This window comes from Caulobacter sp. 602-1, assembly GCF_003931565.1.
In the GTDB taxonomy this organism is placed as follows: domain Bacteria; phylum Pseudomonadota; class Alphaproteobacteria; order Caulobacterales; family Caulobacteraceae; genus Caulobacter.
In genome coordinates, this window is the sequence record NZ_RRYI01000002.1 from 390524 (window position 1) to 404570 (window position 14047).

10 protein-coding genes are annotated in these 14047 nt (G+C 69.0%); 2 read left to right on the forward strand and 8 right to left on the reverse strand.

The features are described 5' to 3' along the window. Positions 1 to 93 precede the first annotated feature (93 nt). The 7 genes from EIK80_RS06545 to EIK80_RS06575 form a co-directional block, all read right to left on the reverse strand. The gene (locus tag EIK80_RS06545; RefSeq protein ID WP_125156170.1) at positions 94 to 1878 is read right to left on the reverse strand and encodes an AMP-binding protein; all 1785 of its coding nucleotides are present in this window, start codon (positions 1876 to 1878) and stop codon (positions 94 to 96) included. 2 nt (positions 1879 to 1880) lie between these two features. After that, the gene (locus EIK80_RS06550; RefSeq protein ID WP_125156171.1) at positions 1881 to 3101 is read right to left on the reverse strand and encodes an acetyl-CoA acetyltransferase; all 1221 of its coding nucleotides are present in this window, start codon (positions 3099 to 3101) and stop codon (positions 1881 to 1883) included. 48 nt (positions 3102 to 3149) lie between these two features. After that, on the reverse strand, positions 3150 to 4034 hold the full coding sequence (locus EIK80_RS06555) for an SDR family NAD(P)-dependent oxidoreductase (protein WP_125156172.1): 885 nt from the start codon (positions 4032 to 4034) through the stop codon (positions 3150 to 3152). A gap of 55 nt (positions 4035 to 4089) precedes the next feature. Continuing rightward, positions 4090 to 5154, reverse strand: coding sequence for a hypothetical protein (locus EIK80_RS06560; RefSeq protein WP_125156173.1), 1065 nt, complete (start codon positions 5152 to 5154; stop codon positions 4090 to 4092). A gap of 74 nt (positions 5155 to 5228) precedes the next feature. Then, on the reverse strand, positions 5229 to 6188 hold the full coding sequence (locus EIK80_RS06565) for a helix-turn-helix domain-containing protein (protein ID WP_125156174.1): 960 nt from the start codon (positions 6186 to 6188) through the stop codon (positions 5229 to 5231). A gap of 76 nt (positions 6189 to 6264) precedes the next feature. After that, on the reverse strand, positions 6265 to 7953 hold the full coding sequence (locus EIK80_RS06570) for a class I adenylate-forming enzyme family protein (protein WP_125156175.1): 1689 nt from the start codon (positions 7951 to 7953) through the stop codon (positions 6265 to 6267). Positions 7954 to 8145: 192 nt separating this feature from the next. Next, on the reverse strand, positions 8146 to 9183 hold the full coding sequence (locus tag EIK80_RS06575; protein WP_125156176.1) for a LacI family DNA-binding transcriptional regulator: 1038 nt from the start codon (positions 9181 to 9183) through the stop codon (positions 8146 to 8148). Between the two features lie 183 nt (positions 9184 to 9366). Between EIK80_RS06575 and EIK80_RS06580 the strand changes: the two genes are divergently transcribed. Both EIK80_RS06580 and EIK80_RS06585 read left to right on the forward strand, forming a co-directional pair. Next, a complete protein-coding gene (locus tag EIK80_RS06580) occupies positions 9367 to 10950 on the forward strand; it encodes a glycoside hydrolase family 28 protein (RefSeq protein ID WP_255414581.1) in 1584 nt (527 codons plus the stop codon). Between the two features lie 13 nt (positions 10951 to 10963). Beyond that, positions 10964 to 12598 (forward strand): glycoside hydrolase 43 family protein, encoded by a 1635-nt coding sequence (locus EIK80_RS06585; RefSeq protein WP_125156177.1) that lies wholly within the window; start codon positions 10964 to 10966, stop codon positions 12596 to 12598. Here EIK80_RS06585 and EIK80_RS06590 read toward each other — a convergent pair. Then, entirely contained in the window at positions 12579 to 13976 is a 1398-nt protein-coding gene (locus EIK80_RS06590; RefSeq protein ID WP_233586461.1) for a glycoside hydrolase family 28 protein, read from the reverse strand. The two genes, EIK80_RS06585 and EIK80_RS06590, sit on opposite strands and share 20 nt — an antisense overlap. Between the last annotated feature and the right edge of the window lie 71 nt (positions 13977 to 14047).

Below are 14047 nucleotides of genomic sequence, written 5' to 3' on the forward strand. Positions count from 1 at the left end.
GCCTTCCCCCGTTCGGCGCGCCGCGGCGCGCCATTCGCATCTTTTTATGAAAGTGATTGGCGGCGCGACATCTGGCCCGCGCCGCCGGTTTTGTCAGGAAACGACCATCACCTCGGCGTCGGGATCGTCGGCGAACAGGCGGTCGACCTCGGCGGCCCGACGGTCGATGACCGCCCGGCGGTTGATGGTGCCCTTGTCGGAGATCTCGTGGGCGTTGGGGCTGGGCGGCTCGCGCAGCACCAGGGCCCGGCGCACGCGGGCCGCGCCGCCGGACTGGCTCCGGTTGAAGACCGCCAGGCCTTCCTCGAGAAGCGCGCGCGGCGCGTCGGGCTTGGCCCACAGCATTACCCCCAGATAGGGCCGGCCGTCGTCGCACAGGACCAGATCGGTGACATGCGGCGACAGCGCCTTCAGCAGGCCGTCGCGAAGCGCGCCGCCATAGACCCAGGTCCCGCTTGAGAGCTTGAACTCCTCGGCCGCGCGACCGGCGAACACCAGGCCTTGGGCCGGATCGCCGGGGTCGTGGAACAGGGCGAGATCCCCGGTGCGGTAGAAGCCTTCCTCGTCGAAGGCCGCCGCCGTCTTCTCCGGTTCGTCCAGATAACCGGCCGTGACCTGGGGACCCTTGACCCGGACCTCGTAGCGGTCGCCGACGGGCTGCAGCTTCACCAGCGAGCCCGGCGCTGGCAGGCCTAGGCCCACCTTGTCGGTCTCGAAGTGGATAACCATGAAGGCCGAAACGGTCTCGGTCATGCCGTAGCCGCTGGTCATCATGATCCGATGGCCGGTCTCGCGCACGGCCATGGCCTGGATGCGGTCATAGACCGTCTGGGACAGGCCCGCGCCGCCGTAGAGCATCAGGCGCATGTCCTTGAAGAAGGTCTTCCGCAGCACGGCGTCCTGCTCCAGGGCGTCGGCCAGCATGGCGTAGCCCAGGGGCACATTGTTGAAGTAGCGGACCGAGACGTCGCGAAGATTCCGCACCGAGGCGTCGAACAGGCCCGGTACGGGCTTGCCCTCGTCGACATGCAGCGTCCCGCCTTCCAGCAGGGTGGCGCGCAGGACGAAGGCCCCGGCGGCGTGGTGCCAGGGCAGCCAGTCCAGCATGACATTGTCCCAGCCGGCCGCCTTGCCGATGGTTTGCATGCATTGGATGCTGTTGGCGGCCAGGTTCCGGAAGGTGATCGGCACCACCTTGGGCAGGCCGGTCGAGCCGGAGGTCAGCATCAGCGCCGCGCGGTCGTCGGGCTTCAGCGCCGCAATGCTGGCCGCCACCGCCGGCGTCGGCGCCGTGGCCAGAAGGTCGGCATAGGCGATCGAGGGCTTGGAGAGCTGGTCAGGGTTGGTGGTGACGATCACCGCCTCGCCCAGGTCCAGGTGCTGCAGCGCCGCCGCGCTGGCGCGAGTGTCCTCGGCGAAGATCACGGCCGGGCGAACCTTGGTGATGACGTGGGCCAGCCGGCCGAAGTCCCCGCCCAGCGCGGCGTAGGTGACGCTGACCGGACACACCGCGCGTCCTGAGGCCTGGGCGGCGAAGGTCATCACCGCGAAGGCGGCGCTGTTCGGGGCCAGGATCAGCACCGGCCCGGCGGGCGCGCCCAACAGCCACTGCGTCGCCGCGTCCATGTCGCGCTTGAGGCCGGCATAGGAGACGTAGCGCCAGGCCTCGCCCTCGCGGAAGGCCAAGGCGGGCTTGTCGCCGCTGGTCGCCGCGCGCTCGGCGAAGGCTCCGGGCAGGTTGGCGTTGTACGCCGCCAGCGGGATGCGCGAGGCGATCAGGATCGCGCCATCGTCGCGATGCGTCACGTCCAGGTCGATCGGCATCAGCTCGGCGGGGCGGAACGGCGCCAGCGTCTTGTCGAGCACGGCTTGGTCCATGGTCAGACTCCGACGACCAGGCTGACGGTCGTGGTCGTCGAGCCGCCGATATTGAGCGTCTGGCAGGTCTTGGCGCCCTCGACCTGGTAGTCGCCGGCCTGGCCCGTGACCTGCTTGAAGGCGTCCAGCGCCATGCGCACGCCCGTGGCGCCGACGGGGTGGCCCAGGCCGATCAGGCCGCCGGAGGGGTTGATCGGCAGGCGGCCGCCGATCTCGATGTCGCCGGCCTCGATCGCCTTCCAGGCCTCGCCTGGCGCGGTCAGGCCCAGATGGTCGATGGCCATGTATTCGGTGGTGGTGAAGCAGTCGTGGGTCTCGACCACGTCGACCTGGCCGAGGTCGGAGACGCCGGCACGGCGGCGGGCGTCCTCAATGGCGCGGCGCACCTGGGGAAAGACGTAGTCCTGGTCGGCGCTGGCGCGGACCTTGGCCGAGTAGGAGATCGGCGCCGAGCGGTGGCCCCAGCCCTTGATCCGGGGCAGGCTTTCCAGCGGGATCCCGCGCTTGGCCGCGTACGCGGCGGCGCGCTTTTCCGAGGCCAGGAAGATCACGGCCGAGCCGTCGGTGACCTGGCCGCAGTCCTGCTTGCGCGTGCGGCCCTCGACCACCGGATTGGCCTCGTCGTCGGCGGTGAAGCTCTTTTCGTTGAAGGCCCACTGCCGGGTCTGGGCGTTGGGATTGCGCTTGGCGTTGGCGAAGTTGATCTCCGCGATCCGCATCAGGTGCTCGTACTTCAGGCCGTAGCGGCGCTCGTATTCCTCGGCCAGATCCGAGAAGGCCCGGGGCCAGACATAGGTGGCGTCGCCAAACTCGTGACCGGTCCAGGCGGCCGCGCCCAGATACTCGGCCGCCGTCTGGCCGCCGACATTGCGCATCTGCTCCAGCCCGACCACGCAGGCCAGGTCGTAGCGGCCGGCCTCGATCTCGGCGGTGGCCGCGAGGATGGCGACGCTGCCCGAAGCGCAGGCGGCCTCGTGGCGCGCGGTCGGCAGGCCGTCGAAGTCGGGATGCACCAGGCCGAAGAAGCCGCCCAGCAGGCCCTGGCGGGCGAACAGCTCGCCGACGAAGTTGCCGACGTGTCCGGTCTCGATGTCCTTCGGATCCAGGCCAACGCTGTCGAGGCCCTTGCCGACGACCTGGCTGAAAGCGTCGGCCAGGTCCATGCCCTTTCGGGCCCAGTTATCGGCGAAATCCGCCTGCCAGCCGCCAAGTATGTAGACCATGTTCGTCTCCTCGCCGGGGCGGCTCGCGGGCCGCCGATTGTTGTGGGTTCAGGCCGTCGGCCGCTCGTCCATGAAGGCGGCGAAGGCCGCGTGGGCGTCGCCATAGGTTTCTCGCGGCTCGGCCGTGAGGGCGCGGGTCACCGCCGCGCCGATGTCGTCGTCGAGCGCCACAGGCGGCCCCTCCACCGAATAGGCCGCGCGCAGGCGTCCGCCGCCGGAGACCAGGGTCTGGCCCGACACGTCGCAGGCCTCGCTGACCAGCCAGGACACCAGCGGGGCCACGTCGGATGGATCCATGCGACGCGCCAGGGCGCTGCTCAGGTGCGGCGTGGTCATGGCGGTGGCCGCGTAGGGGGCGATGGCGTTGATCCGCAGGCCGCGCGGACGGCCCTCGACCGCCAGGCCCCGGACCAGTCCGATCAGCGCCGCCTTCGACGAGGCGTAGGCCGCCATGCCGTCGCCGCCATAGAGCCCCGCCGACGAGGCGCTCAGCACGATACGGCCAGAACCCGTTGCCGACAGCACCGGCCAGGCGGCCTGAACGAGGCTCAGCGCCCCCTGGAAGTTGATGTCGAAAATCGACTGGAAGGCTTCGGGGCTTTGGCGGTGCAGGCGGCAGGTCTGGGGCACGCCGGCGTTCGAAACGATGGCGTCGAGGCGACCGAAGGCGTCCAGCGCCCTGTCGACCAGGGCTCGCCCGGTCTCGGGGTTCTCGGCCTCGCCAAAGTCGGCGACCGCCCGGCCGCCGAGGGCCTGGATCTCGTCGACCACCTGCTGGGCGCTGGAAGGCTCGCTACGCACGGCCCAGCGATTGTTGACCACGACCGCCGCGCCCTGACGCGCCAGATCCAGTGCATAGGCGCGCCCGAGACCCTTGCCGGCCCCGGTGACGATGACGACGCGACCGGCGTGCGGACCGTCCTGATGGCTCATCGTTTCCTCCTTCGTTTCCCGTCGATCGTTCCGCCGACGTGGGTCTCGTTCAGTCTCAGGCTCTTCGCGCCAAGGCTCCGTCGAACGGGGTGGCCAGAGGGCGGGTCATGACGCCCGGTGGGGCCGCCACGACATGGGGGATGGCGTTGATCACGCTGCCGGCCACGGCCCACTGCTCGGCCGAGGTCGGGGTCTGGTCGCCGGGGCGCTTATCCAGGTCGAGGGTCATGCGCACGCTGGGCTGGCCGGTCAGGCGCAGGCTCCACAGGGGAGGGGCCTCGGTCTCCAGATGCGCCGTCTCCATGAACCAATGGATCGAGATGATGAGATCGCGACCGCCTTCCGCGCGGCCGATCCAGCGCCAGTTGACGTGGCTGATCGTTCCTTGCGCAATCGTACCCGCCGCGATCGAAAGCTCTTGAGACGCGCCGAACACGCGGTGGTTGGTGTCGACCCGCTCCAGCGTCAGGTTCAGCCGCTTGGCCAGGGCCGCCAGGGCCTCGGCGTACATGCCGTTCAGCGACGAGGCCGGACCCCAGTCGGGATCGTTCGGATCGACCGACGCCGGATCTTGGCCAAAGCCCAGCACGCCGAAGACGTAGTCGGGACTGCGCACCGCGCGGCAATCGACGCTCTCGATCACCTCGATCGCGTCGAGCTCCGAACAGACGCCGCTGGCGACCGCCGCCAGCTGTTCGGCCGCGAAGCCGGGGTTCAGCCCCGCGCCCATCAGGGTCGAGCCGCCCTTGGCGCAGGCCGCTTCCAGGGCGGCCAGCCGCGCGTCGCCCCAGTGGCTGGGATCGCTGTAGCCGTTGATGCTGATGACGTTCTTGCCGCTGGCCAGCAGGGCCAGAATCTCGGCGTCGTGCGACCCGTAGGGCGGGGCCAGGCGGGCGGCGTGGATCACCACGTCGGCGTCCAGCGCCAGGATCTCATCGATGTCGCGCGTGGCCAGAACGCCGGTCGCGCCGCGCCGGGCGATGTCGCCCGCATCCCGGCCCGCCTTGGCCTCGCCATAGACATAGAGGCCCACGAGCTCCGTCGACGGGTGGTCGATCACTGTCCGCAGGCAGCTCTTGCCCATGGCGCCCGTGGCCCACTGGATGACGCGATACGCCATGTCTCCTCCCTATCGAGGAGACCCTAACCCGGTAAGTCTCGTTATGAAAGTATGAAATCCACGGTCGGCGCGTCTTATTGGGCCGGTTCTCGATTTGCGATTTCTGGCGCCCGCTGTTCGGACTCGATGATCTCGAACGAGACGTCGTGCGGCTCGACCGGCTGGCCGCAGCACGAGCAGGTCACCGCCGGCTCCAGCAGGTGCCCGCCGACCTTGTGGCGCAGGATCAGCGGCGGACCTTCGGGCGAGACGTAGTACTTGTCGCCCCAGAGCAGCAGCATCAGCAGGACGGGATAGTAGTCGAGGCCTTTCTCGGTCAGGCGGTATTCGAAGCGTTTGCCGACCCGTTCGTGGGCGCGGATCACGCCCTGGGCGGTCAGCCAGGCCAGGCGCTCGGACAGGATGTTGGTCGCCATGGCGGTGTCGCGATGGATCTCGTCGAAGCGCCGCAGCCCCGTGAAGATCGAGCGCAGCACCAGGCTGGCCCAGCGGTCGCCGGTGATCTGGGCGACGTCGACCATCAGGCTGGAGGATTCCTCGGCCGCGCCGCGCTGCTGGCGACGGCGGCTGTAGAGCGGCACCATCCAGCCAACGCCCGGGCCTTCGGCCCAGTCGACCTCGCGCGGATTGATCTCGTCGCCGCATTTCAGGCAGGTCGGGACCGGCTCGAACAGGTGGCCGCAGGTCCGGTGGCGCAGGTTCAGCCGCAGCTTGGCGGGGTTGTTCGACCAGCGCCGCTCCCAGCGCAGCATCATCAGGGCCGGCCAGTAGAGGTCCAGGCCCTTGCGGGTCATCCGGTACTCGTAGCGCGGCGGACTGGTCGAATAGGCGCTCTTTTCCAGCACCTCTGCGGCCACCAGCTTCTTGAGACGGTCGCTCAGCTTGGATTGCAGAAGGCCGGTGCGGTCGCGCAGATCGTCGAAGCGTCGCGCGCCGATCCAGTTAGCCTCGAGGATCAGCAGCACCGCCGTGTCCCCGACCACCTCCAGCGCGCGCCAGATCGAACAAGTCCTGATGAATTTCGGGGCGCTCATCGCTCCGCGTCCTGACCGTGACTAATCGTTGATCAGGGTCGCGGAACAGGTGCGGTTATGCAAGTCTCCAATGGGCTTAAGTAGCCGCCACGCCGGCGAGGTCGCGGCGGACCACCTTGCCTAGCGCGTTGCGGGGCAGGGCGTCGACGATGCGCAGCTTTTCCGGCAGCTTGAAGGTGGCCAGTTCTCGCGACTTCAGGTGCGCGGTGAGCTCGTCCAGGGTCAGCGCCTGGTTCGGCCGCAAGGCCACGACCGCGCAGACGCGCTCGCCCAGGCGCTCGTCCGGATAGGCCGCGCAGCAAGCCTCGCGGACGGCGGGATGGCTCTCGATCAGGCCGTCCAGCTCGGCCGGCGAGATGTTCAACCCGCCCCGGATGATGATCTCCTTGCTGCGTTCGACGAACCGATAGAAGCGATCGTCCGTGTCGGGCGCGATCTCGAACAGGTCGCCGGTGCGGAAGAAGCCTTGGTCGTCGAAGGCGGCCTTGGTGATCTCCGGCGCGTTCCAATAGCCGTCGAAGGTCATGGCGCCGGAGATCCGCAGTTCGCCCTCGCGGCCGGGCGTGACGATGTCCTCGCCGGTGGCCAGGTCGACCAGGCGGGTGCGGATCTTGGCGGGGAAGGCGGAGGGCCAGTCCACGCCCGGCGCGCCAAAGCGGGGGAAGTACATGGCCCGCTGCTCGGGATCGGGAATGGCGGCCGCCGTCGAGAACAGGGACGCGCCCTCGTTCGAGCCGAAGACGTTCATGATCGTCACGCCGTACTGTTCCTGCCAGCGGCGCACCATCCATGGCGGCAGGGGCGCGGAGCCCGAGCCCATGCAGCGCAGGTTGGAGAGGTCCAGGTTCGCCAGCAGCGCCTCGTTCTGCAGCAGCATGGTCAGCACCGCCGGCGGCGCGACGGTGTAGGCGATCTTCTCGTCCTGCATCTGTCGCAGGAACAGCGGCAGGTCGAAAGGGTGATGCTGGACCAGCCGGCCCTGGCACAGCAGCCAGGTCATCACCATGCCCCCAATCGCGGCGATGTTGATCAGCGGGAAGGGGTTGAGGATGGCGTCGCCCGTCCGCAGGCCCGCGGCCTCGACCAGCGCCTCGCCATTGACCACCCAGTGGTCGTGGTGGCGCGGCACGCCCTTGGGCATGGCCTCGGTGCCCGAGGTCCAGCAGACGGTCAGAGCCTCGGCCGCATCGAGGTCGGCAGGCGAGGCGAAAGGCTCCGGAGAAGCCTTGGCGGAAAGGTCGATCAGGCTATGCGAGTCGCTGGTCGAGCCTTCCGAAAGGGTGATGATCTCTGCCGAAGTCGCGCCTTCCGCTCCCAGGCCGGCGATCATCGCCACGTGGTCGAAGCCGTGGAAGTGGTCGAGGGTGATCACGACCTTGGGGGCGATGCTGGGCAGGATCTGGCGCAGCTCGTGGGCCCGATAGGTCATGGCCAGCGGGCTGAGGATCGCGCCCATCCGCGCGCAAGCCAGGAAGCACAGCACGCCCTCGACGATGTTGGGCAACTGGGTGGAGACGACGTCGCCACGACCCACGCCCAGGTCGGCCAGCACATGGCACAGCGTGTCGACGCGGGCGTTGGCTTCCCGGAAGGTCAGGCTCTGCGGCGCGGAGTCCGTGAGCGCCATGCGGTTGGGGGCGTCGACTAGCGCGACCGCGTCGGGGCGGGCGCGAACGGCTTCGGAGAACAGTTGGTCGATGGTGCGGCCGCGCCACCAGCCCAGCCGACGATATTCCGCGACACGCTCGGGGGGGCTTGGACGCACGGCTTCCTCCTGGCGCGACGAGTCTTTCAGCCCTGAGGCCGTCGCCGCCTCCGGGTCGCGTTCGTATTGTTATGCAAGTAACTTGCCCCGGCCCGACGACGCGCGCAAGGGGCTCGCAGCGCGGCTCAGGCCTTTTGATCCGAAGGGGAAGAGGGCGTGGCTGTCGCGAAGTGGCGTGGGGCGGCCGGACTTTCAAACGGTGGGGGCTGGTGCGGTCGAGCGTCTAACGATCAGGCTCAGATGGACGGACTCGGGCGGCATGGTCGACGTCCGTTCATGGATCATCGTCAGGAGCTGCTCGGTCGCGGTCTTGGCCATGTCGCGCAGCGGACGGCGGATGGTCGTCAGGCTGGGCGAGATCATCGAGGCCAGGTCCGCGTCGTCGAAGCCGGCGACCGACAGCTGGTCGGGCATCGAGACGCCGGCCTCGCGCGCCGTCTTCACGACGGCGGCGGCCATGGTGTCGTTGCAGGCGAAGATCGCGGTCGGCGGCCGCTCCAGCGCCAGCAGCGACTCGGCGGCGGCCAGGCCGCTCTCGAAGCCGTAGTCGCCGGTACGCAGCTCCACCTCCAGCGGCAGGCCCGAGGCGGTCAGGGCCGCCAGGAAGCCGGCCTTGCGCTCCTGCGCCGAGCGGAAGTGCGGCGGGCCCTCGATCATCGCGATGCGCCGGTGGCCCAGGTCGAGAAGGTGGCGGGCCAGTTCGGCGCTGGCCGCGCGTTCCTGGCTGATCAACATGCTGGGATAGGGCGACACCGCGATCGAGGCGATGCCGACCGCCGGCACGCCGAGGGCCGACAGTCGCTCGGGAATGGCCGCGATCTCGGACGTCGGCGGCAGGACGATCAGGCCGTCGACCCGCGAGCGATGGACGAACCGCTCGATGTCCAGGGCCACGTCCGGATCGTCGAAGCGGACCGGGTGAACGACCAGCTCATAGCCGTGCTGGGAACAGACCTCGACGATGCCGCGCTGCAGGACGCCGATCACGTGGGCGTTGGGATCGTCCTGCACCACGGCGATCAGATAGGAACGGCCCGAGGCCAGGGCGCGGGCCCGCGAACTGGGGCTGTAGCCGAGATCCTTGATGATCGCCTGGACGGCCAGGCGGGTCTCGTCGCCGACCTTGGGCGAGTCGTTGAGCACGCGCGACACGGTACGGATCGAGACGCCCGCCGCTCTGGCGACGTCGTCGATGGTCACCGCCATGCTCGCGGCCGGATCGATCCTCATCAGTTTCCCCCACGGCCTTTCGCGCCGCGATTATGGATCGCGAACTGCCATGGCCAGCGCTAGCACGATAGGGCGCCAACGCTGGCATTGTCGATGCTACCGGTAACAAAATGTCGTTGACACCATCGCGATCGGCTTGCTTGTCTCCCGCCAGACCCGAGGAACGGGCAGTGGGAGGGCGTGATGACCATGGATCGACGAGGGCTGATGCTGGGGGCCATGCTCGGCGGCGCCGTACTGGTTCCACCCCATGCCGCCCGCGCCGCGACGCCGGCCGGCCCCGCGCGAGGACCCGCGCCGCATCTGTTCAGCGTCCGCGACTTCGGCGCCGTCGGCGACGGGGCGACGATCGATTCGCCGGCCATCAACAAGGCCATCGATCACGTGGCGTCGCTGGGCGGCGGCGTGGTGCATTTCCCGCCCGGGACCTACGCCTGCTACACGCTCCGCCTGAAAAGCAACATCACCCTGCACCTGGGCGAGGGCGCCGTGATCCTGGCCGCCGCGCCCAATGGCGTCGCGCCGAACGGCTATGACGACCCTGGTCCCGGGGCGGGCAACGCCTTCCAGGACTATGGCCACAGCCACTGGAACAACAGCCTGATCTTCGGCGAGGGCCTGCACGACGTGTCCATCGTCGGAACGGGTCTGATCTGGGGCAAGGGCCTGACCCGCGGCCACCGATTCCCCGACGATCCGCCGGATATTTCCGGCCCCGGCGTCGGCGACAAGGCCATCGCCCTGAAGAACTGCCGCAACGTGCTGCTGCGCGACTTCAAGATCCTCCAGGGCGGTTGGTTCGCGCTGCTGGCCACGGGCGTCGACAACATGACGATCGACAACCTGATCGTCGACACCAACCGCGACGGTCTCGACATCGACTGCTGCCGCAATGTCCGCGTCACCAACTGCACGATCAACTCGCCGTGGGACGATGGCATCTGTCCCAAGAGCTCGTTCGCGCTGGGCTATGCCCGCCCGACCGAGAACCTGACGATCTCCGACTGCCTGCTGACCGGCAACTACGAGATGGGTTCGGTGATCGACGGGACCTGGAAGAAGATGCCGCCGGGCTTCCACGGCTATGGCCGCATCAAGCTGGGTACGGAGTCGAACGGCGGCTTCAAGAACGTCACCATCACCAACTGCGTGTTCGACCACTGCTACGGCATCGCGCTGGAGACGATGGACGGGGCGCTGACCGAAGACATCGCCATCAGCAACATCACCATGCGGGGCCTGGGCTTCCCGCCGCTGTTCCTGCGCCTGGGCAGCCGCATGCGCGGTCCGGCCAGCGTTCCGGTGGGCAAGCTGCGGCGGATCACCATTCAGAACATCGTCAGCCATGGCGCCACGCCCCAGCCGTCGATCATCGCCGGCGTGGCCGGCCATCCGGTCGAGGACGTCAAGATCAGCGACGTCTACTTCCACTCCCTGGGCGGCGGTTCGGCCGAGCTGGCCAAGCGCCGGCCGCCCGAGGCCGACAAGGCCTATCCCGACCCGGACATGTTCGGCGATCTGCCGGCCAGCGGCTTCTTCATCCGCCACGCCCGCAATATCGAGATGAGCAATGTCGAGATCGTCACCGAGGCGGCGGATGCGCGTCCGGCGTTCTGGTTGAACGATGTCGAGGACATCGACCTCTTCCGGCTGCGCCTGCCCAAGGGACCCAGCTTCCTGCTCGACCAGGTCACGGGCTTCCGGTCGTTCGGCAGCCGTTGGCTGCCCGACCGGCGGATCGACGAGACCACCACCCAATCGTTCTAGCGGGATGCCTGTGATGCGCGTGAAACGGCTGGGACTACTCGCCGCGACGGCTCTGGTCCTGGCCGGGCCGGCGCTCGCCGCGCCAAAGCCATCGGCGGCGGCCGTCTATCGCAACCCGATCCTGCCGGCCGACTATTCCGACCCCGACGTCATTCGCGTCGGCGACACCTACTACCTCGTGGCGTCCAGCTTCCACTTCTCGCCGGGCGTGCCGATCCTGACGTCGAAGGATCTGGTCCACTGGACGATCGCGGGCCATGTGCTGCCCAAGCTGCCGTTCGCGCCGGAATACGACCTGCCGGGACCCGTGCCGACCAACGACGCCGGCGCGCGGACGCCGCGGGATCTGCGCACTTCCGGCCAGCGCTACGCCGGCGGGGTCTGGGCGCCGTCGATCCGTCACCACGACGGCAAGTTCTATGTCTATTTCGCCACCCCCTATGAGGGGATCTTCATGTCGACGGCGACCAAGGTCGACGGCCCATGGACCGAACCCGTGGCGGTGGTCGCGGGGCCGGGCCTCGAGGATCCGTGTCCGTTCTGGGACGACGACGGCCAGGCCTATCTGGTGCACGGCAAGGTCGGCGCGGGGCCGCTGGTGCTGCACCGCATGGCCCCGGACGGCAAGTCGGTGCTCGACGAGGGCAAGGTCATCGTCGAGGACGCCAAGGCCCTGCCGGTGCTGGAAGGCCCTAAGCTCTATAAGCGCAACGGCTGGTACTACATCTTCGCGCCGATCGGCGGGGTCGAGACCGGCCCCCAGGCGGTGATGCGGTCGAGGTCGATCTGGGGACCTTATGAGCACCGCGAAGTGTTGGTTCCGGGCAAGAGCGGCTTGAAGGGCCCGCACCAGGGCGGGTGGGTCGAGACGCCCTCCGGCCAGGGCTGGTTCATCCACTTCAACAGCGCCGGCGCCTATGGCCGCATCGTCCACCTGCAGCCGCTGGTCTGGAGGGGCGACTGGCCATTCATCGGCGAGCCGATCCCCGGCGCCGGACCCGATGCGCACGGCGGCCAACCTGTCGCCACGCACGCCCTGCCCGATGTCGGCCGACGCTTCCCGGCTGTCTCGCCGCAAACGTCGGATGGCTTCTCGACCGCCAGGCTGGGGCCGCAATGGGAGTGGAACCACAATCCCGACGACAGGCACTGGAGCCTGACGGCGCGGCCCGGCTTCCTGCGCTTGACGGGCGGACCCGCGGTCAATCTGGTCAGCGCCCGCAACACCCTGACCCAGTCGCTGCAGAGCCGGTCGGCGATCATCACCACGCGCCTCGACGCCAAGGGGCTGGTCGAGGGACAGCGGGCGGGCTTGGCCATGTTCGGCGCGGGCGTCGGGGCCATCGGCGTGATCCGCAAGGACAGCCGGAACCGCATCGTCTTCTCGCTGCGGGGCGTCGACACCCTGGGACCGGCTTTGCCGGCCGGCGTGGTCGACCTGCGGGTGGCCGTGGCGGATCAGGCCGCGAACTACAGCTATAGCCGCGACGGCGGCCGCACCTTCGTCGACATGGGCGGCGGGATCCTGCCGCGCTTCAGCTGGTGGAAGGGGGCGCGACCGGCGCTGTTCAGCTACGGCGACCCGAGCCAGGCCAAGCCGGGCGTGGCCGACTTCGACTGGGTCGACGTCAGGTCGGTGGCGCGCTGAGCAGGGCGGGGGAGGGGACGCGCCGGCCGTTGACCGTGACGCGTTCCAGCCTCAGTCCGTTGGTGTGCGTCACGACACTGGCCTTGGTCACCCCGTCGAAACGGCAGTCGCGAAGCACGATGTCGCCCAGCGGCGCGCCGGGCAGGCCTTGCAGATCGAGCACCTGGGCGGCGGCGCTGGCCCGCATCCGCTCGATCCGAACCTTGCGCAGCACGGGCTTGAAGCCGCCCCGCGCACCTTCCTCGTAATTGAAGTCGCAGGTGATCGCCGCGCGGGCCACGCGCCCGACGGTGATGTCGCGGCAATAGATGTCCTGGATGACGCCGCCGCGCATGGCGTTGTTCTTGAAGCGCAGGGCGTACCAAAGGCCCTCGCTGTCCATGTGGCAGCGCTGGACGAAGATGTTCTCGACCCCGCCGGACACCTCGCTGCCGATCACCACGCCGCCGTGACCGTCCTTCATCACGCAGTCCTGGATCAGAATGTTGCGGGTCGGCTTGGCCAGGCGACGGCCGTCGGCGTTGCGGCCCGACTTGATGGCGATGCAGTCGTCGCCGCAGTCGAAGGTGCAGCGCTCGATCACCATGCCGTCGACCGACTCGGGGTCGCAGCCATCGGTATTGGGGCCGTGGCCGATCACCGTGACGTCGCGGACGGTGACATCACGGCACAGCACCGGGTGCAGGGTCCAGCAGGGGGCGTCGCGCAAGGTCACGCCCTCGACCAGCACCCTGGCGCAGTTCTGGAACTGCACCATCATCGGCCGCAGGTACGAGCCCTCGCCGAAGACACGCTCGGCCACCGGCGCCCCGCGCTCGGCCATGTCGAACAGAGCCTGGCGCGCCTTGTGCTGGTTGGGCATGCCCGGGCGCCAGCCGAATTGCGGGCCGCTGCTCCACGACCACCAGGCTGGGCCCTGGCCGTCCAGAACGCCGCGTCCGGTGATCGCCACGTCGTGCTCGCCATCGGCGAAGACCAGCGGCGAATAGTTCATCAGCTCGACCCCCTCCCATCGCGTGGCGACGATGGGATAACGGGCGGGGTCGGTGCTGAAGACCAGGGCCGCGCCCTTGGCGAGATGCAGCTCGACGCGGCTGCGCAGGCGGATGGCGCCGGTCGGCCAGCGGCCCGCCGGCACGAGCACGCGTCCGCCGCCGGCCGCCGCGCAGGCCTCGATGCTCTTGGCGATGGCCGCGCTGGTCGCCTCGACATCGCCCTCGGCCGCGCCGGCGGCCACAATGTTCCAGACTCGCGAGGGGAATACCGGTAAGTGGACCGATCGCTGGATGACGCGGGCCTTGGCCCACTCGTCGGCCGCCTCGGCCAGGCCGGGCGCGGCCAGGGCCGCCATCAGCACGGCGCGTCGGGATAGATCCATAACCGTCAAAATCGCCTCCTAGGCCACTACGCGGACGCTTCGGCGCCTCGCCGGCTCACTATCGCAGTCGT